The following is a 19,047-nucleotide window of genomic DNA, read 5'->3' as shown; positions in this document are numbered from 1 at the left end:
CATGCTGATCGCGGCAGGGGGCTTTGGCCTGTGCGGGATTCCCGAACTGCTGATTGATGCGATCGTGGAAAGCGGGGTCAAAGGTCTGACCGTTGCGTCGAACAACGCCGGTGTGGATGGCTTTGGCTTGGGCAAACTGCTCGACACCCGCCAGATCAAGAAGATGATGTCGTCCTACGTGGGCGAAAACGCGGAATTCATGCGGCAGTACCTGTCCGGCGAGCTGGAGCTGGAGTTCAACCCGCAGGGCACCTTGGCCGAGCGCATGCGCGCTGGCGGCGCTGGCATTCCGGGGTTTTACACCAAAACCGGCGTCGGCACTGTGATTGCCGAGGGCAAGGATGTGAAAGTCTTCAACGGCGAAGAATACATCATGGAAGAAGGCATTTTCGCCGACATTTCCATCGTCAAAGCGTGGAAAGCGGACGAGACCGGCAATGCTGTGTTCCGCAAGACCGCCCGCAACTTCAACCCGCCCGCGGCAATGTGCGGAAAAATCTGCATCATGGAGGTCGAGGAAATCGTCCCAACCGGCAGCCTTGACCCCGATCACATCCACTTGCCCGGCATCTATGTGCACCGCCTGATCCAAGGCGAGCACGAGAAGCGGATCGAACAGCGCACCGTGCGTCAGAAGGAGGCCTGATATGGCCAAATTCCTTTATGGGTACCACGGCGGCAAAATGCCCGAGACCGAGGCCGAAGAGCAGGCTTCGATCGCGGCATGGGTCGCTTGGGTCACCAAGTACGAGGCCTCCATGCCCGATCCGGGCAATCCGGTGGGCCAATCCAAAACAGTGTCGGCCTCTGGTATTTCTGATGATGGCGGCGCAAACCCGCTGTCCGGATACGCCATTATTGAAGCCGCAAATATCGACGAAGCCACCTCGATTGCCAATGAATGCCCCATTATCGGGGAAGGCGGGTCGGTCGAAGTCGCTCAGATCATGGAGATGTAAATGCCCTGGGATCGCAATCAAATGGCCGCACGCGCGGCGAAAGAGTTGGAAGACGGCACCTATGTTAACCTTGGCATCGGCATCCCGACGCTGGTTCCGAACTTCATTCCCGAAGGCGTCAACGTGATGCTTCAGTCGGAAAACGGCATGCTCGGCATGGGCCCCTTCCCGTATGAGGGTGACGAAGACCCCGACCTGATCAATGCGGGCAAGCAGACCATCACCGAGCTGCCCGAAACCAGTTATTTCGACAGCTCTACCAGCTTTGGCATGATCCGCGGCGGCAAGATCGCTGCGGCGATTCTTGGCGCGATGGAAGTTGCTGAAAACGGCGATTTGGCGAACTGGATGATCCCCGGCAAGCTGGTCAAAGGCATGGGCGGCGCGATGGATTTGGTGGCTGGCGTGGGCCGTGTGGTCGTGGTCATGGACCACACCAACAAGCATGGCGAGTCGAAGCTGCTGAAATCCTGCACCCTGCCCCTGACCGGCAAGGGCGTTGTGGACCGCGTGATCACCAACTTAGGTGTTCTGGACGTGGTCGAAGGCGGCCTGAAGATCGTGGAATGCGCAGAGGGCGTCACCGAAGACGCACTGCGCGCCGCCACCGAAGCGACGATTGTAGACTGATCACATCAGTCTGAAGCAAAGAAGAAGGGCCCGCCAATGGCGGGCCCTCTCTGTTTACAGATCTTGGTTAGGATCAATCTTCGGCGTCGATGTCAGCGAAGATGGCAGCAGCGCGATCATTCACTACGCCCGAATTGTACACGCTCCGCGTGTCAAGCTCTTGGGCGACATCCTGTGCGTTGCTGTCTTCGCGATCCAGCGAGACAAAGATCGCCTCGGCGGTGGGGTTCAGGGTCGACTTCGACGAGACGGTCGCAGCGCTCTCAGTACCAAAATACACGTTCCGTTCACTTACATTGTTGTCTTGCGCGAAGTGCAGTTCGGCCAGTTGGGCGGTGGTGTATTCGTCCGCGGGAACGTTCAGGTCTGCGGCCAGTTGATCTGCGGCAAATGCAGGTGCGGTCAGGCCAAGTACGATAGCGGTAGTTGCGATAAAGCTTTTCATTTTCAACGTCCTTCTAACATTCGTTTGTGTTGTTACCAAGGTCATTTCGCCTCGGGATGAGTTAGATATGGGCCTTCCCTCCTCAAACATCAATGCACGAAAAAGAGATTTATTTGTAATATTAGTGCAAAATTGCACACCCTTCGTGAGCATAAAATGTCGGTGAAATTTGGAACAATGTGGAGTTCGGCTAACCTACTGCCCTTCACCGCACCTGCCCACAAACGCAAAAAGGCCCACCGGCGAACCGGTGGGCCTTGGGCTCCCGAAAGAGCATACTGACGGATGTCAGGTTATTCTGCGTCAAGTTCTTCGAAGATCGAAGCGGCGCGGTCGTTTACAACGGCCGAGCTGTAGACGGTGGTGGTGTCAACATCCTGAGCCACGTCCAGAGCGGGATTTTCTTCCAGTTCCAACGAAACAAAGATCGCTTCGGCGGTGGGGTTCAGGTTCGACTTCGAAGACACCGATGCGGCGGTTTCGGCACCGAAGTAAACATTCTTCTCACTAACAGACTTATCCTGAGCGAAGTGCAGCTCGGCCAACTGTGCGGTGGTGTATTGGTCCGCCGAAACGTTCAGGTCTGCTGCCAGCTGATCTGCAGCAAATGCAGGTGCGGCCAGGCCAAGTACGATAGCGGTCGTTGCGATAAAGCTTTTCATTTTCAACATCCTTTTAATATCCGTTTGTCTCGTTACCGAGGTCTTTTTGCCTCGGGATGAGTTAGATATGCGCCTGATCCCACTCACTTTCAACGCACGATATCGCGATATATCCGCAATATCGGTGCACCACTGCACACACCTATGTGACAGTCACATGATGGTGAACTCTCTGGATTTCGCTAACCAATCGCTGGCGCGTGGTGACGCGCGACCCAAAGGTAAAACAAAATAGGCCCGCCGAGTTACCGGCGGGCCTTTGAATTAGACAGTGACCTGTTGATCAGTCTTCTGCATCGATCTCTTCAAAGATCGCAGCGGCGCGATCATTCACGACGGCCGAGCTATATACGGTTGTTGAACCAAGTTCCTGCGAGACGTCCAGTGCGGTGCTGTCTTCACGGTCCAGCGAAACAAAGATTGCCTCAGCGGTCGGGTTCAGAGTCGATTTGGACGACACGGTGGCATTACTTTCACCGCCGAAGTAGACGCTGCTATCGCCTACATTTTCATCTTGGGCAAAGTGCATCTCGGCCAGTTGAGCGGTGGAATACTGATCTGCGGGAACACCAAGGTCAGCGGCGAGTTGGTTTGCTGCATACGCAGGTGCGGCAAGACCAAGAACAACAGCGGTAGTGGCTACAAAACGTTTCATAACAAAGTTCCTTTCGGTTTCTATCTCTATGCGTCGACGGTGTGCCCGTCGCTTATGAGATTAGATTTGGGCCGATCTCACTCACAAACAATGCACATGAACGTGAGCACTTCGTGATTTCTGTGCAATGATGCGGATCCCTATTCATCAAACGACCGAAACACACATCCGTCGCTGACATAGACAGGCGGGGTTTTGCACAACCCCTTTGCGATAGAGAAAGCCGCGAGAACCTTGGGCACGTAGTCGCGCGTCTCGTCATACTCGGGAATACCCTGCGCACGCAGCACTGCGTTTTCGCCAGCGTTATAGCCAGCCAGCGCGAGCACTGGATCCCCCGAGAATGTCCTGAGTAAGAAATCGAGATATTTCACCCCACCCCGAATATTCTCGATCGGATCGAAGCTATCCGAGACCCCAAACCGTTCAGCCGTGGCTGGGATCAATTGCATGAGGCCCTGCGCGCCTGCTGAACTGATTGCGTCTTTGCGGCCTGTTGATTCCACCCACATGACAGCAAGAGCAAAGGCGGGTGACACCTGAGTCCCAATCGTTTCGATCATAAGTGTCCGTGTATAGGGCGCGGCCATCTCCTGAATCGCTGCCAGTCGCGGCGCAGGCACCGCTTCGCCCTTTGGCCCGCGCAACGCGGCCAAGGCATCTTCAATCCTGCCCGGATCCGCATCCGCAATCGAGGTTGAGACCTGCTCCCAATACCAAGCAAAGCGCGCTTGCGGTCCTGTTGGCGGCGCGCTTGCAGGCGATTCTTCAGCTTCTTGCTCCGCGTCGAGCGGGATCTGTATGTCGATTTTCGGCGCTTCGCCGGGTTTCGGGGGTTTCACCGACTTGAAGGTAAAGATCGGAAAGGGCTTGGGATTCGTTCTTTCAACTGAATTTTCAGAGACTTCATCTGCGAAAGCACTGCTTGCGAACATCAGAGTACTCAGAATCGCGACCTTCCAACCAGAAAGCCGCTGAAACCGCAAAAGCATATGGAGTTGACCGCGCAAGACCCTGACCTTTTCGCCATATTTATCATTAGTTTGTGTCATTACCGACAGATTTCACCAAACCAGCACTCACTCTGCAGTCAACAAACAGAAAAACACACAAAAGAATCTATTTGAAATAGATACTTACGTATTTTCAGACCCAAAAGGACACCAAACCCGTAAATAGAACTAAACAGGTCGCATTCTCGCCCGATTCAGGGGGCTATATGTACTCATCCGCAGCGACGAACTGACCAACACTGAGGCCGGTCAGGGAAGCAAAGCGGAAGTAAAAATTCAACACGAGTATCCTCTGGAGGGAACACCATGAAACTGAACAAATTCTTCGCCGCTTTCCTGAACGACGAGTCGGGCGCTGTCACCGTAGACTGGGTTGTCCTGGCTGCTGCAACCGTTGGCCTTGGCGCCCTGATCGGCACCACCATCATCGGCAACGCCGAAACCCTGGCATCCGGCACCGGAACCTTCATCGGCACCCTCTCGGCACCTTCCTCAGGCAGCTAATCTGAGGGTCTAGCCTAGCTAGCGCGAGGCGCTCTCGCCAGTCGAGAGCGCCTCTTTCTGTATCAGGCGCCATGCGCCCGAAACCAATTCCAAACCCAGGAAGACCGCAACGTGCACACGCACACTGCATTCAACTACGTCAAACATTTCGCGAATCGCGAAGAGGGGGCGAGTTCGGTCGAGTGGGTTGTCATCGTCACCATGCTGGCAGGATTTGCTTATGGCACCGGCATGTTGATGAGCAACAATACCGCGGTGCTCACCGAAGGGATAGCGAGCTACATCGGCTCTATAAACTTCGAAAGCTAAAGCCAAACGGCAAACCCCAGAAGCAGAGAACCACTCTGCCTGAACTGTCCCGGCTTTCCTCGGGGCGGTTACCAAGCCAGAAAGAAAGGGAAAGCTATGCGTCTGGTCTTCGGACTCGTCCTTGTCATCGGCGTTGCGCTGGCCGGATTTGCCGTATTCATGGCAAAGGATCGCATCCAGGCCTATCGCACGGAAATCGCAGCACGAGATGCGGCTCTGTCGCAGATCGTACCGACCGCCCCCGTCTATGTCTTGACCCAAGAGGTCGACTACGGCGACAAAATCACCAAAGAACACGTGCGGATTGTGAACTGGCCCCAATCAGCCATTCCAGAGTCCGCCTTTACCGAAGAGGCCACCCTTTTCCCTGCGGGGGACGGAGAGCTCCGTGTCGCGATCCGCAAAATGGAAAAGGACGAGATCGTTATGGCCTCCAAGGTCACCGCACCCGGCGAGGATGTCGGCCTGACCTCTTTGCTCGACCCGGGTATGCGTGCGTTTACCATCAAAGTGGATGTGACCAGCGGCGTCTCGGGCTTCTTGCGCCCCGGCGACCGGGTGGATGTCTACTGGACCGGCGCTGTCCGTGCTGGTGACGCTTTGGGTATCGCGAGCGGCGATTTTACCAAAATGATCGAGAGCGGGGTCCAAATTATTGCAATCGACCAGACAACAAGCTTCAGTACGTCTGACGCCGCGATTGCACGAACCGTCACTGTTTCCGCCAGCCCCCGTCAGGTTGCGACATTGGCCCAAGCCCAATCGACCGGCGCGCTTAGCCTGTCATTGTTAGGTGCCCGGGATGACAGCGTAGCCCAGTCAATCGAGGTCGACCAGAACCGTCTTCTTGGCATCGAGCAGCGCGAAGTTGCTGAAGTTGTTAAGGAAAAAGAGATCTGCACTATTCGCCAACGCAAAGGCGCCGAGGTGATCGTAACGGAAATTCCCTGCGCGAAGTAACGACCACTCTGCAACAATCAGATCCGATCAACAGGGGCTCCGACCGGCGCCCCTGTTGCGCGTGCCACACACAGCAGCACACCCTATCCAATCTAATCATTGAAAACAAAGCCGTTCTAACGCATTATTTAATGCAAAACAAAAATATCACTCACACGACCGAGCGTGATCAGAGAGGCAGATCACATGTACAGCAGTAAGTTTTTAAGCGCGATCACCGTCGCGATGTCGATCGTTGCCGCATCCCCCGCACTTGTACCCGCACCGGCACAAGCTGAAACCCTGCGTGTCCTACGCAATGGCCCCAGTTCGACGCTGGAAGTGCCCATGAACCGCGCCGTCGTCGTCGAAAGCGATGTGCCCTTTGCGGAACTGAGCATCGCAAATCCGAACATCGCGGACATCTCTTCGCTCTCGGATCGGACGATTTATGTCTTGGGCAAGACGCCAGGCCTGACTTCTCTGACCCTGTTCGACGCGAGCGGCACTTTGATCAGCAACGTTGATGTGCGCGTTGCGGCGGACATCTCTGAATTCAAAGAGCGCTTGGGCCAGATCCTCCCGGGCGAGAATATCGAAGTCCGCACAGCGAATGACGGTATCGTTTTGTCTGGCGTTGTCAGCAGCACCGCACGCCTGCAACGCGCACTCGATCTGGCAGAGCGATATGCGCCAGAACGCGTTTCAAACCTGATGTCCGTTGGCGGTGTCCAACAAGTGATGCTCAAGGTGCGTTTTGCCGAGATGCAGCGCACCGTGTCCAAATCGCTCTCGTCTTCGGTCAGTCTCAGCGGCGGCAAGAACGTGTCTGTCTTTGGCGGCACCGGCAACTACAACAACAGTGGCGAAGTGGCGAATGCGCTTTCGGGCATTACACCAGCCACCAACGAAAACAACGGCGCCCTGCTCTTTGGCTTTGGCGCTGGCTCGGTGGAAGTCGGCATCCTGCTCGAAGCGCTGGAAAGCAAAGGCATGGTCCGTACGCTGGCAGAGCCGAACCTCGTGGCGCTGTCCGGCCAAGAAGCCAAGTTCCTCGCGGGGGGCGAATACCCCGTGCCCGTTTCGTCGGTGGATAACTACGTCACCATTGACTACAAGCCTTTCGGCATCGAGCTGAACTTCATTCCGCGCGTCGTGGACAAGGACATCATCAACCTTGAACTCGAAGCGGCTGTCTCGGCAATTGATGCCTCGAACGGGTATTCGGTCAACGGTTTCGAAATTGACGCCTTCCAACGCCGCGAAGCATCGACCACGGTCGAAATGCGCGACGGTGAGAGTTTCGCTATTGCCGGCCTTCTCAAGGATGATTTCCGCGATCTGAACGGTCAGGTTCCGTGGCTCGGGGATATTCCTGTCTTGGGCGCACTTTTCCGCAGCGCTGAATATATGCGCGAACAGACAGAGCTTGTGATCATCATTACCCCACATCTGGTAACCCCAACGCGGGGGGAAGTGCTCGCTCTGCCCACAGACCGCATCAAACCGCCGTCGGAAGAGGACCTCTTTCTCTTTGGGCGTGTTGCCAGCGACACAGCTTCGCGCCAGAATGGCGCGGCAGCCGAAGTCGCCAAGCAGGACTTCAGCGGCTCTTATGGTTATGTGATGGAATAAGTTAATGCAGCGCCGCTTTAATACTACAGCCGTTATGGCTGGTGTGATTCTTCTTTCGGCCTGCGCCAGCCAGGATCCAGTGTACCGCGCCTTCTACGACGAAGCTGGAAGCGTCGCGAACACAGGAAACTTCGGCAATTCGGTGAACAACAACATCGCCTATATGACCGGCGAAAAGCAGTACACCTATGAGCTGGCAAGCCGTTTTGCAGCCGAAGTTCTGACCACTGTAAACTTTGCCTTCAACAGCGCAGAACTGGATGCTGGCGCCCGTGACACCCTGCGCGAGCAGGCCCGCTGGATTCAGCAATTCCCCGAAGTGCGGTTCCGCGTTTACGGCCACACGGATGCTGTCGGGTCTGACTCATACAACAAAGCGCTTGGCCTACGCCGCGCTAACGCCGTTGTTGCTTACCTATCGCAGCTGGGAATCAGCCCCAGACGTCTGGAAGCTATGGTTTCATATGGCGAGACACAGCCGCTGATCGTCAGCGAAGGGCGCGAGCGTCGCAACCGCCGCACTGTAACCGAAGTATTGGGATTCGTTTCCTCTCACCCCACGGTAATGGACGGAAAATACGCAGAAATCGTCTATCGCGGCTATGTCGACAGCGCAGCATCCGAAACGACGCTGACCGGCCTAGAAGGCAGTGATTTCGAGACCGAGAAGTAATTTTCGTTAACCATTTCCGCACAAATGGGCTGTTTGGGTCCAATTGTTGCCCAGATTGACAGTCATCTTTTCTCCAAAGGGCCACGAGTCTCTGACGTCGTGGTCATCCTTTGGGGGCCCTGTGCCCTCGTGTCAGTGAACAACGAGGTAAAGAATGACCAGCGCAGATCCGACTGCACAGAGCCCGCAAATTCTGGCCTGCACGATCTCGCGGGATGTCGAGAATTTCGATCTGTTGATCGAAGACATGGAGAGCGTCTTGGGCGAAGCTTGGGGCGATTTGTCCCTGCAGGAGGCGACCGCCTTCCTGTCCCAGCCCGAAGCGAGAACGATGGAATTCGTTGCCATCGCTATGGACGAAAGTGACGAAGACCAGATCCCCCAGATCGAGGCCATCATCCAAACAGCGCGGAGCGCCGGGATCAAAGTTATCTTGATCACCGAAAACGTCTCGGCGAATCAATTGCACCAGTTGCTGCGCAGCGGTGCCGAAGAATTTCTGCCCTACCCTCTCCCCGAAGGTGAGTTGGCCAGCGCGGTCGAACGCCTGCGCGCTCCGGTCCCCGCACCTGAAATGCAAGAAGGTCCTGACAGAGCGACGAAAATCGCGCCGTCCAAGGTGAACACCGATGGGGTCGTGCTCGCCGTTCAAGGCATGGCCGGGGGCACCGGTGCCACCACCATGGCTGTGAACCTTGCTTGGGAACTCGCCAATATGAAGGCCGATACAGGCACCCGCGTCGCCTTGCTGGACATGAACCACCAGTTCGGAAGCGTCGCGACCTACCTCGACTTGACCCGGCGGGACGCTGTCCACGAATTGCTCTCGGACATCGAAGCGATGGACGACGAAGCCTTTTGTGCAAGCCTTGTCCAATTCGAGGACAAGCTAAACGTCCTGACAGCGCCACCGGACATTCTGCCGATGGACTATCTGTCCCAAGACGATGTCGCTGCTTTGATCGAAACCGCGCGGCACAATTTCGACTACGTTGTTGTCGATATGCCCTCGGTGATCACCCAGTGGACCGATGTGGTGCTCAACTCAGCACATGTTTATCTTGCTATGATCGAGCTAGAGATGCGCTCGGCCCAAAACACCTTGCGACTGAAACGCGTGCTACAGGCCGAAGACCTGCCCTTCGATAAAATCCGCTTTATTCTGAATCGCGCACCGAAGTTCACGGACCTCACTGGTCGCTCGCGGATCAAACGATTGTCCGAAAGCCTCGGGATTTCGATCGATGTCCAGATGCCAGACGGGGGCAAGCCCGTCCTGCAGGCTTGCGACCACGGACAGCCCCTCGCTGAAAGCGCGGCAAAGAACCCGCTCCGCAAGGAAATCGCCAAGCTGGCGGCCCAGCTTCACGAACTGAACCAAACCACCTCCGAGGCGGCCTAACGTCTCTAGACCGGGATAAACACTATGTTTTCGCGTTACAAGAAATCGACCGCTGTAGCGGCCGGTCGCGGGGTTGTTGACGCCGCTCCGCAGGCCGCGGCCCCCGAAGCCGCCCGTGCAGCCCCCTTGCGCAGACCCCTGCCCAAGACATCCGCACGTCCTGCTGCTACAGACAAAGAACAAAAACGCAAAGATCGTCTGGCAGAACTGAAACTTCAGCTTCACCGCGAACTTTTGGACCACCTGAACCTTGCGGCGCTGGAACACGCGTCGGAAAAGGATCTGCGGGCAGAGATTTCGGACATTACAACCGAAACCCTGTCGTCCATGGGCGTTGTTCTGAACCGCGAGGAACGCTCGACCCTCGTGACAGAACTCTATGACGAGGTCACCGGCCTCGGTCCCCTTGAGGCACTTCTCAAGGATGAGTCGGTCAGCGACATCCTGGTGAACGGCCCCAAGCGAATCTTTATCGAACGAAAGGGCAAGCTCGAACTTTCGGACATCACCTTCAAAGACGAAAAGCACCTGCTGCGGATCATCGACAAGATCGTCTCTGCTGTTGGGCGCCGCGTCGATGAATCGACGCCTTATGTGGACGCCCGTTTGCAAGACGGATCGCGTTTCAACGCGATGGTGCCCCCTGTGGCCGTGGATGGATCGCTTGTGTCGATCCGTAAATTCAAAAAGGACAAGCTGGGGATCGACGATCTGATCAACTTCGGCGCCTTTAACGAGGAGATGGCCGCCTATCTGCAAGCTGCGGTCGCCACGCGTCTGAACGTGATCGTGTCGGGCGGGACAGGCTCCGGTAAGACGACCACACTGAACGCGCTGTCCTCGTTTATCGACGACAGCGAACGCATCCTGACAATCGAAGATACGGCCGAACTCCAGTTGCAGCAGACCCACGTGGGCCGCATGGAAAGCCGTCCTCCGAACGTCGAGGGCAAGGGCGCCGTCACCCAGCGCGACTGTTTGCGCAACGCCCTGCGTATGCGTCCTGACCGCATCATCGTCGGCGAAACCCGCGGCGAAGAAGTGATCGACATGCTTCAGGCCATGAATACCGGTCACGACGGATCAATGACCACCATCCACGCCAACAACGCCCGCGATGGTATCAGCCGTCTGGAAAACATGGTCGCGATGGCCGGAATCGAGATGCCGCTAAAGGCAGTGCGTAGTCAGATCGCATCCGCGGTGAACCTGATCGTGCAGGCCAGCCGTTTGCAAGATGGTTCGCGCCGGATGGTCTCGATCACCGAAATCACCGGGATGGAGGGCGATGTTATCTCCATGCAGGAAATCTTCCGCTTCCAGCGTACAGGCATCGGACCCGACAACAAAATCATGGGCCACTACACCGGCACCGGCGTGCGCAGCTACTATTCCGAACGCTTCCGCCTTTGGGGCTACGACCTGCCGCCGTCGATCTACGAACCAGTGAGAGGGTAAGCCATGTCTATCGATCCCGAACTGATTATCTACGTCCTGATCTTCGTCGGCGTCTTGGTCCTGATCGAGGGCGTCTACCTGACCGTCTTTGGCAAATCGATCAGCCTGAACAATCGCGTCAACCGACGTCTGGAAATGCTGGACAAGGGCAAGGACCGCGAACAGGTGCTGGAACAGCTGCGCAAGGAAATGCAGCAGCACATGAAGGCCCAGACGATCCCGATCTACTCGCTCTTGGCCAGCAAAGCGCAGAAGGCCGCGATTGCCTTTACGCCTCGCCAATTGGTTCTGATGATGGCGGGCGTCAGCGCAGTATCCTTTGTCGTTCTGACTGCCGCGACCGAGGCGGAAACCTCGATCCGCATTGCGATCTCGATCGGTATGGGCGTCGGCGGCGTCTATTTTTGGATCACGCGCAAAGCGAACAAGCGATCCGCTCTGATCGAAGAACAACTCCCTGATGCCGTGGAACTGATGGTCCGCTCTTTGCGGGTTGGACACCCCTTTAGCTCGGCGATCCAAATCGTCGCCAAAGAGGTGGACGATCCTTTGGCGACTGAATTCGGCGTCATTGCCGACGAAGCGGCCTATGGCCGCGATGTCAGTGAGGCCCTGCGCGAAATGGCGGCGCGCCTAGAGAACCAGGACCTTCGCTTCATGGCTGTGGCCGTTTCGATCCAACAGCAATCGGGCGGCAACTTGGCCGAAATTCTGGCCGGCCTGGCCAAAGTGATCCGCGCCCGTTTCAAACTGTTCCGCCGGGTCAAAGCCATCACCGCCGAGGCCAAATGGTCCGGTATGTTCCTGTCCTGCTTCCCCATCGGGGGTTTGGCAGTGATGAACATTATCAACCCCGGCTACTACGACGAGGTCTCGACAACCGAGTATTGGGTGCCGGCTTGTCTTGTCGTTGGCGGCTTTCTCGTCGCGAACATGATCGTCATGCGCTCGCTCGTGAACATCAAGGTATGAGGCTCCCATGTCCATGATCAACGATCTCCTTGGCCCCATGGGCTTTATCATCATCGCCGGCGTTCTGGGCCTTGCCTTGATCGCTGTGGCAGCAGGAATGTTCTTGCTCCAACCGGCAGATCCTCTCAAGAAATTGCAGGCCACAAACGCAACGGCCACTGCGCCCTCTCGGGAAAACCGGCTCCGTACGGACAATGGCAACAACAAACTCGAGAAGTTCTCGCACTTTCTAGAACCACAGGACGAAGAGGAGCTGTCCTCAATCCGCCTGAAATTGGTACAGGCAGGCTACCGGTCACGCAATGCGGTGCGCATCTTCTATTTTGCCCAGATGGTTCTGGGGCTCGGCGCACTGGGGGTGGGCCTGCTCTATGCCTTCTTGGCAAGCCAGAACCAGCCGCTCGAAACCAAACAAATGGTGATCTACGCGCTGCTTCCTGCGGTCGTCGGTTACATGGCGCCGCGCTACTGGGTGAACAAGCGCCAAGAAGAACGGCAGAAGTCGATCCTCGAAGGGTTCCCCGATGCGCTCGACATGATGCTTGTTTGCGTTGAGGCAGGTCAGTCCATGGACCAATCCATCATTCGCGTCGCCCGTGAAAGCCGAGAGGGCTACCCTGCCCTGTCCGAAGAGTTCGAAATCGTCGCCCACGAAATGAAGGCCGGCAAAGACAAAGCCGTCGTCCTACGCGACCTGTCCGAGCGTGCGGGCGTCCCTGATATCTCCAGCTTTGTGACGGTGCTGATCCAGTCCGCCACCTTTGGTACCCCCATCACCGACGCCTTGCGCGTCTACGCCGAAGAGATGCGCGACAAACGCGTGATGCGCGCCGAAGAGAAAGCGAACACACTTCCGACCAAGATGACGCTGGCAACCATGGGCTTGACCGTTCCACCTCTCATCCTGATCCTGATTGGACCTTCTCTCTATGGTATCGTTGAGATGTTCGATAAAATGAAATAGCAGTCGAACTAACGGGAAAACACCGGCTGGGGCCGGCAAAGTTCAGGAGCTTGGCAAGAGATGGCACGTTGGGCGATTGGCATCGGTTTTCTGATCGTTTTTTCGGCCTGTTCGGAACGCTCAGACCAGCTGCCTGACAACCCCTACGCCCCTTCGACCGACTATTCCGCCGAGCCTGTCGATCAACTTCTGGTGGGGGAACGACTTCTCGAAGCCGACGAGAACGAGTTGGCACTTCAGGCCTTTACCCGTGCTGCGGCAACCCGCGGCATGTCTGCCGATGTTCTTGGATCATTGGGGATGGCGAATCTGCGGCTTGGTCGTCTTGGCCAAGCCGAGCGCCAGTTGCGCGAAGCAATCGAGATGGACGAAACCAATTTTGCCACGTGGAACAACCTTGGCGTGGTTCTGATGGAAGCCGACCGCACGGCCGACGCAGTCCAGGTCTTTCGCCAGGCCTATGCCCTGTCTAACGGTCAAAGCGACGAAATCCGCGACAACCTGCGCAAAGCACTCGCTAAATTTGAGGATGCGCAGTATGATGAGGTAGAAAACACTTACAAATTGGTGCGGCAAGGGACCGGAGAGTACCTTCTCAAAACGACACCAAACTGAGGCAGCAGCAGTTAAAGGACGCAGAAAATGCGCCATTGGTTTATTGTATCTCTTTGTATCGGCGGGACTTTGGCCCTCTCCGCCTGCAGCGCAAACGAACAGAGCAGCGTCGATCGCAAACTTCAGGAAGTGAACGTCATTGACGAAACCAACCTGAGCGATGTGATGCTGACCGTCGCCGATCCCGGCGAGGCCGTGAACTATTTCCGGCGCTCCAGCTCGGCAAATCCCGACCGTGTCGACCTGCAGCGTGGCTTGGCTGCATCACTTGTCCGCGCCAAACGCCCGAATGAGGCGGTCATCGAATGGCGAAAAGTCATCGTCATGGAAGGCGCGACTGACGACGACAAAGTCGGTCTGGCCGACGCGCAAATCCGCGCGAACCAATTTGACGCCGCGCGCGAGACCTTGAACTCGATCCCCCCGACCTACGAGACCTTCAAACGCTATCGGCTCGAGGCCATCGTGGCCGACGCCGCCAAGGACTGGAAGAAGGCTGATGCCTTTTACGAGACCGCGCTGGGGCTGACCCTGACGCCCGCTGGCGTTTTGAACAACTGGGGCTATTCGAAGCTGACCCGTGGTGATTTTGCCGGCGCCGAGCGTCTGCTCACCGACTCGATCCGTCAGGACAACAGCGTCTTTACCGCCAAGAACAACCTCGTTCTGGCCCGCGGCGCACAGGGCAACTACACCCTGCCCGTCATTCCCATGGACCAGACAGAGCGCGCAAAGCTGCTGCACACGCTGGCCCTAACCGCGATCAAGCAAGGCGACGTCAAAACCGGCCAAGCCCTGCTGAAAGAAGCGATAGAAACCCACCCCCAGCACTTCGAGGAAGCGACCCGCAGCCTCCGTGCTCTTGAAGGAACGAATGGCTAGTAGGATCCGGTAATGCCTCTTGATAGCACTCAGGCGCTTGTTTTTCTTGTACCCCTTTTGCCCGTCTGCCTCTTTGTGATCTGGAGCGATCTGGCAACGATGAAGATCCCGAACAAGGTCGTTCTGGCGACCTTGGTTCTTTATGCCATAACCGGCCCCTTTGTTCTGCCGATCGAAGACTACGCGTGGCGGTTCAGCCATGCGGCAGTGATGCTGGTGGCGGGTATGCTGATGAACGCTGGCGGCGTCATGGGCGCAGGCGACGCCAAGTTTCTGGCGGCAGCCGCACCATTTGTCCCCGTAGGCGACGCGATCCTGCTTGGCGCTATCATGGCCCCGATGATCGTCGCGACATTTGTCCTGCATCGCATCGCCCGCGCCACGCCGCTGCGCACCGCAACCGCAGGCTGGGAAAGCTGGGAACGTCCGCGCGAATTCCCCATGGGCGTGCCGCTGGGTCTGACCTTGCTGACCTATCTGGGCCTCCGCGCCCTTGGCATTGCCTGAGGGGCAGATCATGAGCCACGAACTTGGACAAGGCGGGGTTGAGGCACCTCCGGCCCCGCGCCGTTTAGAAGACATGCAGCTGAGCATGGTGATGATGCGGGATATCCTGCTGAAAACCATGTTCCGCATGAACCTTGATATGGTCAGCGACCTGTCCCGTGCCCTGTGCCTGCCGATCCCTGTTGCGCAGGAATTGGTGGATGTGGCCCGCGGCCAAAAAATGCTAGAAGCGACCGGCACCCTGAGCGCGACGAGCAGCAGCGAAATGGGCTATCAGCTGACCGACGCGGGCAAGGCCCGTGCACAGGATGCGCTGTCACAGTCGGAGTATTACGGCGCGATGCCCGTGCCGATGGACGTCTATGCCCAACAGGTCAAGCGTCAGTCCGTCCGCAATATGAAGATCACCCGCCAGCAGCTGATGTCGGCCATGGGTCACCTGATCCTGCCGCCGAACCTGATCGACCAGCTTGGGCCTGCGGTGACATCCGGTCGTTCGATTCTGATGTACGGCCCGCCGGGGAACGGGAAATCCTCGATCTCGAACGGGATTCGGGATGCGCTGGGGGACAAGATCTATGTGCCCCGCGCCATCGAATACTCCGGTCAGGTGATCACTGTCTACGACCCCATCGTGCACACTGCCGTGGCCGAAGAAGAGGAGGATCCCACCTCTCTGCGCCGCACCACTGGCCGGTTTGACACCCGCTATGTCCGCTGCGAACGCCCGACCGTGATTACGGGCGGCGAACTAACGTTGGACATGCTGGATCTGGTCTACAACCCGAACGCTCGAACCTATCAGGCGCCGTTGCAGATGAAATCCACCGGCGGCGTGTTCATCGTGGACGACCTTGGCCGTCAGGCCGACCCGCCGCAGGCGCTGATCAACCGCTGGATCGTTCCCTTGGAAGAGGGCAAAGACATCCTCGCCCTGCAATCAGGCGAGAAGTTCGAGGTGCCATTCGACACGCTGGTCATCTTCTCGACCAACTTCCACCCGAACGACATCTTCGACAAAGCGGCGCTGCGCCGGATCTTCTTCAAGATCAAGATCGACGGGCCGGATCAGGCGGACTTCCTGAAAATCTTTGCCCTGATTGCGCGGAAAAAGAAGATGCCGCTGGATGAAAAATCCCTGCTGCACCTGCTGAAGAAAAAGTACCCGACGATCGACAATATCTATGCGAACTACCAGCCGGTGTTCTTGATCGACCAGATGATCGCGATTTGTGAGTTCGAGGGCATCCCCTATCAGATGACGCCCGAGTTGATTGATCGCGCTTGGGCCAACATGTTCGTCAAGGACGAGACCATCGTTCGATAATTCTGGATCAGGCCCGCGTGTCGGGCCTTTTCCCGTCACAGCAGCGCCCCATATGATCACGGTATGAGAGCACTGCCCCCCACCCTGAAAAACTGGTTCGACACGCGCGGTTGGTCTATCCACCCGCACCAGCAGGATATGCTGGATCGGTCCGACGCGCCGTCCCTGCTGCTGATTGCGCCGACCGGTGGGGGCAAGACCTTGGCCGGCTTCCTGCCCACCCTCGCCGATCTGGCCGAGGGCCCGCATGACGGTCTGCACACCCTCTACATCTCGCCATTGAAGGCGCTCGCCAGCGACATCCGCCGCAATTTGGAACGCCCGATTGCCGAGATGGCCCTGCCCATCCGCGTTGAGGATCGTACCGGCGACACATCGGCCACCCGCAAGCGCCGCCAGCGCGCCGACCCGCCCCATATTCTGCTGACCACGCCCGAAAGCCTTGCGCTGCTGACCAGCTACGAGGATGCGCCGCGCATGTTCGCGGGACTCAAACGGGTGATCATCGACGAAATCCACGCTTTGGAGGAATCCAAGCGCGGCGATCAGTTGATGCTCGCTGTCTCACGCCTGCAAACCCTGTGCCCTGACATGCGCCGCGTGGGCCTATCCGCCACCGTGGACGACCCCGCAGCCATCGCACGGATGCTGGCCAAGCATCCCGATCCTTGCGAGGTCGTTCTGGCCGACCCCGGCCCCGACCCCGACATCCGGATGCTGGAAACCACCGAAGCCCCCCCTTGGTCCGGCGGCGGCGGGCGCTATGCGATCCCTGCCGTGCTAGAGCAGGTCAAGCAGCACAAGACCACGCTGATCTTTCACAACACCCGAGCGCAGGCCGAGATTTTCTTTCATCACCTTTGGCTCGCGAACGAGGACAGCCTGCCGATCGGCATCCACCACGGCAGTCTGTCCCGCGAACAGCGCGAACGGGTCGAACAGGCGATGGTGGACGGGCAACTGCGGGCGATCGTGTGTACCGGCAGCCTCGATCTGGGGATCGACTGGGGGGATGTTGATCTGGTCATTCAGGTCGGCGCGCCCAAGAACGTCAAACGCTTGGTCCAGCGGATCGGCCGCGCCAACCACCGTTACAACGCTCCGTCCAAGGCGCTGCTGGTGCCCGCGAACCGCTTTGAGGTGGTCGAATGCCATGCTGCGCTGGAAGCGGTCAAAGACCACGATCTGGACGGCGAAACCCGCCAGCGGGGCCCCAAAGATGTCCTGTGCCAGCACATCCTGATCCGCGCCTGCGCCGGTCCGTTCGACGCCACGGAGCTGCTGCATGAAATCCGCAAGGTTGGCCCCTATGCTGACTTGACCCGCGCGGAATTCGACGATTGCCTCGATTTCGTGGCGACCGGCGGCTACGCCCTGCGGGCCTATGACAAATGGCAGCGCCTGATGCAGCGAGCCGATGGGATGTGGCAGTTGCGCGACCCCCGCGCCACCCGCCAAATCCGCATGAACATCGGCACAATCATGGACCCCGACACCCTGAAGGTCCGGTTCAAAGGCCGCGGCGGTGCCCCTTTGGGCGAGATCGAAGAGGGCTTTGCCGCGCAGTTGACGCCGGGCGACACCTTTCTGATCGGCGGGCAGATCGTCCGCTACGAAGGCCTGCGCGAGATGACCGTCGAAGTCACCCGCCGCGCAGACAAAGAGCCAAAGATTGCGACCTTTAACGGCACCAAATTCGCGACCTCGACCCAGCTCAGCCAGCGTATCCTACGCACGTTCCAGCAGGACAGTTGGCCCGCCCTGCCCACGCACACAGCCCAGTGGCTGCACCTGCAACGCGAAGTCAGCCGCCTGCCCGAACCCGGCCGCCTGTTGATCGAGAGCTTCCCGCGCGATGCCCGTCACTACACCTGCGTCTACGGCTTCGCGGGGCGGAATGCACAGCAAACGCTCGGGCTGTTGATGACCAAGCGGATGGATGAACTAAACCTTGCGCCCTTGGGGTTTGTCGCGACCGACTATGCCACGCTAATCTGGGGGCTGGAGCCCCTTCGCGACCCCGCACCGCTGTTCGACATGGAGGCGCTGAGGGACGGCCTCGACAGTTGGCTGGCAGGCAACGCAGTGATGAAGCGAACGTTCAAGGCCAGTGCGATCATCGCCGGTCTGATCGACCGCAACCACGCGGGCCAGCGTAAATCGGGACGGCAAGCGACCTTTAGCAGCGACATCCTGTATGACACCCTGCACCGTTATGACCCCGACCACCTGATGCTGCGGATCACCCGCGAAGAGGCCGAGCGGGGCCTCGTCGATTTCTCGCGGATCGAAGAGATGATCACCCGCGTTCATGGCAACATCGACCACATCACCTTGGATCGGGTCACACCCTTGTCTGCGCCGCTGTTCCTTGAACATGGGCGCACGCCTGTCGAAGGTGCGGGCCAAGACCGCTTGCTGGCCGACGCGGCCCTAGAACTGATGGCCGAGGTCGGGCTGGACGCACTCTGACCCTCTTGCGTGCAGGCAATGTTC

Annotated in this window: 21 protein-coding genes; 17 read left to right on the top strand and 4 right to left on the bottom strand. The window is 57.9% G+C overall.

Annotation, left to right across the window (positions count from 1 at the left end):
* The first annotated feature begins 1 nt into the window (after window position 1).
* The 3 genes from AB9K37_RS11785 to AB9K37_RS11775 are packed head-to-tail and all read left to right on the top strand — an operon-like array spanning window position 2 to window position 1,589.
* A complete protein-coding gene (locus AB9K37_RS11785) occupies window positions 2–646 on the top strand; it encodes a CoA transferase subunit A (RefSeq protein ID WP_369838821.1) in 645 nt (214 codons plus the stop codon).
* 1 nt (window position 647) lies between these two features.
* On the top strand, window positions 648–959 hold the full coding sequence (locus tag AB9K37_RS11780; RefSeq protein ID WP_369838818.1) for a YciI family protein: 312 nt from the start codon (window positions 648–650) through the stop codon (window positions 957–959).
* Window positions 960–1,589, top strand: a complete 630-nt coding sequence (locus AB9K37_RS11775; protein WP_369838815.1) for a 3-oxoacid CoA-transferase subunit B — start codon at window positions 960–962, stop codon at window positions 1,587–1,589.
* Window positions 1,590–1,662: 73 nt separating this feature from the next.
* Here AB9K37_RS11775 and AB9K37_RS11770 read toward each other — a convergent pair whose 3' ends face one another.
* The 4 genes from AB9K37_RS11770 to AB9K37_RS11755 form a co-directional block, all read right to left on the bottom strand.
* A complete protein-coding gene (locus AB9K37_RS11770; RefSeq protein ID WP_369838812.1) occupies window positions 1,663–2,034 on the bottom strand; it encodes a hypothetical protein in 372 nt (123 codons plus the stop codon).
* Between the two features lie 293 nt (window positions 2,035–2,327).
* Window positions 2,328–2,696: a hypothetical protein gene (locus AB9K37_RS11765; RefSeq protein WP_369838809.1), complete on the bottom strand. Its 369-nt coding sequence runs from the start codon at window positions 2,694–2,696 to the stop codon at window positions 2,328–2,330.
* Window positions 2,697–2,979: 283 nt separating this feature from the next.
* Window positions 2,980–3,351, bottom strand: coding sequence for a hypothetical protein (locus tag AB9K37_RS11760; RefSeq protein WP_369838806.1), 372 nt, complete (start codon window positions 3,349–3,351; stop codon window positions 2,980–2,982).
* 140 nt (window positions 3,352–3,491) lie between these two features.
* Window positions 3,492–4,286: a lytic transglycosylase domain-containing protein gene (locus AB9K37_RS11755; RefSeq protein WP_369838804.1), complete on the bottom strand. Its 795-nt coding sequence runs from the start codon at window positions 4,284–4,286 to the stop codon at window positions 3,492–3,494.
* A 384-nt stretch (window positions 4,287–4,670) separates the two neighbouring features.
* Here AB9K37_RS11755 and AB9K37_RS11750 point away from each other — a divergent pair, with 384 nt between their 5' ends.
* The 14 genes from AB9K37_RS11750 (at window position 4,671) to AB9K37_RS11685 (ending at window position 19,023) form a co-directional block, all read left to right on the top strand.
* Window positions 4,671–4,868, top strand: a complete 198-nt coding sequence (locus tag AB9K37_RS11750; RefSeq protein ID WP_369838801.1) for a hypothetical protein — start codon at window positions 4,671–4,673, stop codon at window positions 4,866–4,868.
* Window positions 4,869–4,979: 111 nt separating this feature from the next.
* Window positions 4,980–5,177 carry a hypothetical protein gene (locus tag AB9K37_RS11745; RefSeq protein ID WP_369838798.1) on the top strand — a complete coding sequence of 66 codons (198 nt, stop codon included), beginning with the start codon at window positions 4,980–4,982 and terminating at the stop codon, window positions 5,175–5,177.
* Window positions 5,178–5,273: 96 nt separating this feature from the next.
* Window positions 5,274–6,137, top strand: coding sequence for a Flp pilus assembly protein CpaB (gene cpaB, locus AB9K37_RS11740; protein WP_369838795.1), 864 nt, complete (start codon window positions 5,274–5,276; stop codon window positions 6,135–6,137).
* Between the two features lie 186 nt (window positions 6,138–6,323).
* The gene (locus AB9K37_RS11735) at window positions 6,324–7,751 is read left to right on the top strand and encodes a type II and III secretion system protein family protein (RefSeq protein WP_369838792.1); all 1,428 of its coding nucleotides are present in this window, start codon (window positions 6,324–6,326) and stop codon (window positions 7,749–7,751) included.
* A gap of 4 nt (window positions 7,752–7,755) precedes the next feature.
* The gene (locus AB9K37_RS11730; protein ID WP_369838789.1) at window positions 7,756–8,424 is read left to right on the top strand and encodes an OmpA family protein; all 669 of its coding nucleotides are present in this window, start codon (window positions 7,756–7,758) and stop codon (window positions 8,422–8,424) included.
* Window positions 8,425–8,578: 154 nt separating this feature from the next.
* Window positions 8,579–9,826, top strand: coding sequence for a CpaE family protein (locus tag AB9K37_RS11725; RefSeq protein WP_369838786.1), 1,248 nt, complete (start codon window positions 8,579–8,581; stop codon window positions 9,824–9,826).
* A gap of 24 nt (window positions 9,827–9,850) precedes the next feature.
* A complete protein-coding gene (locus AB9K37_RS11720; RefSeq protein ID WP_369838783.1) occupies window positions 9,851–11,284 on the top strand; it encodes a CpaF family protein in 1,434 nt (477 codons plus the stop codon).
* A 3-nt stretch (window positions 11,285–11,287) separates the two neighbouring features.
* Window positions 11,288–12,256, top strand: a complete 969-nt coding sequence (locus AB9K37_RS11715) for a type II secretion system F family protein (RefSeq protein ID WP_369838781.1) — start codon at window positions 11,288–11,290, stop codon at window positions 12,254–12,256.
* Window positions 12,257–12,263: 7 nt separating this feature from the next.
* Window positions 12,264–13,220, top strand: a complete 957-nt coding sequence (locus AB9K37_RS11710; RefSeq protein WP_369838778.1) for a type II secretion system F family protein — start codon at window positions 12,264–12,266, stop codon at window positions 13,218–13,220.
* A 60-nt stretch (window positions 13,221–13,280) separates the two neighbouring features.
* Complete coding sequence (locus tag AB9K37_RS11705; protein ID WP_369838775.1) at window positions 13,281–13,835, top strand: tetratricopeptide repeat protein; 555 nt, start codon at window positions 13,281–13,283, stop codon at window positions 13,833–13,835.
* A gap of 27 nt (window positions 13,836–13,862) precedes the next feature.
* Window positions 13,863–14,717 carry a hypothetical protein gene (locus AB9K37_RS11700; RefSeq protein WP_369838773.1) on the top strand — a complete coding sequence of 285 codons (855 nt, stop codon included), beginning with the start codon at window positions 13,863–13,865 and terminating at the stop codon, window positions 14,715–14,717.
* Between the two features lie 12 nt (window positions 14,718–14,729).
* On the top strand, window positions 14,730–15,224 hold the full coding sequence (locus AB9K37_RS11695; RefSeq protein WP_369838770.1) for a prepilin peptidase: 495 nt from the start codon (window positions 14,730–14,732) through the stop codon (window positions 15,222–15,224).
* A gap of 10 nt (window positions 15,225–15,234) precedes the next feature.
* Window positions 15,235–16,551: an ATPase gene (locus AB9K37_RS11690; protein WP_369838768.1), complete on the top strand. Its 1,317-nt coding sequence runs from the start codon at window positions 15,235–15,237 to the stop codon at window positions 16,549–16,551.
* Between the two features lie 63 nt (window positions 16,552–16,614).
* A complete protein-coding gene (locus tag AB9K37_RS11685; protein WP_369838765.1) occupies window positions 16,615–19,023 on the top strand; it encodes a ligase-associated DNA damage response DEXH box helicase in 2,409 nt (802 codons plus the stop codon).
* Window positions 19,024–19,047 lie beyond the last annotated feature (24 nt).

This window comes from Donghicola sp. XS_ASV15, assembly GCF_041224595.1.
GTDB lineage: Bacteria > Pseudomonadota > Alphaproteobacteria > Rhodobacterales > Rhodobacteraceae > Donghicola.
The sequence above is the reverse complement of the archived record's forward strand: the minus strand, read 5'-3'. Positions and strand labels throughout refer to the sequence as shown.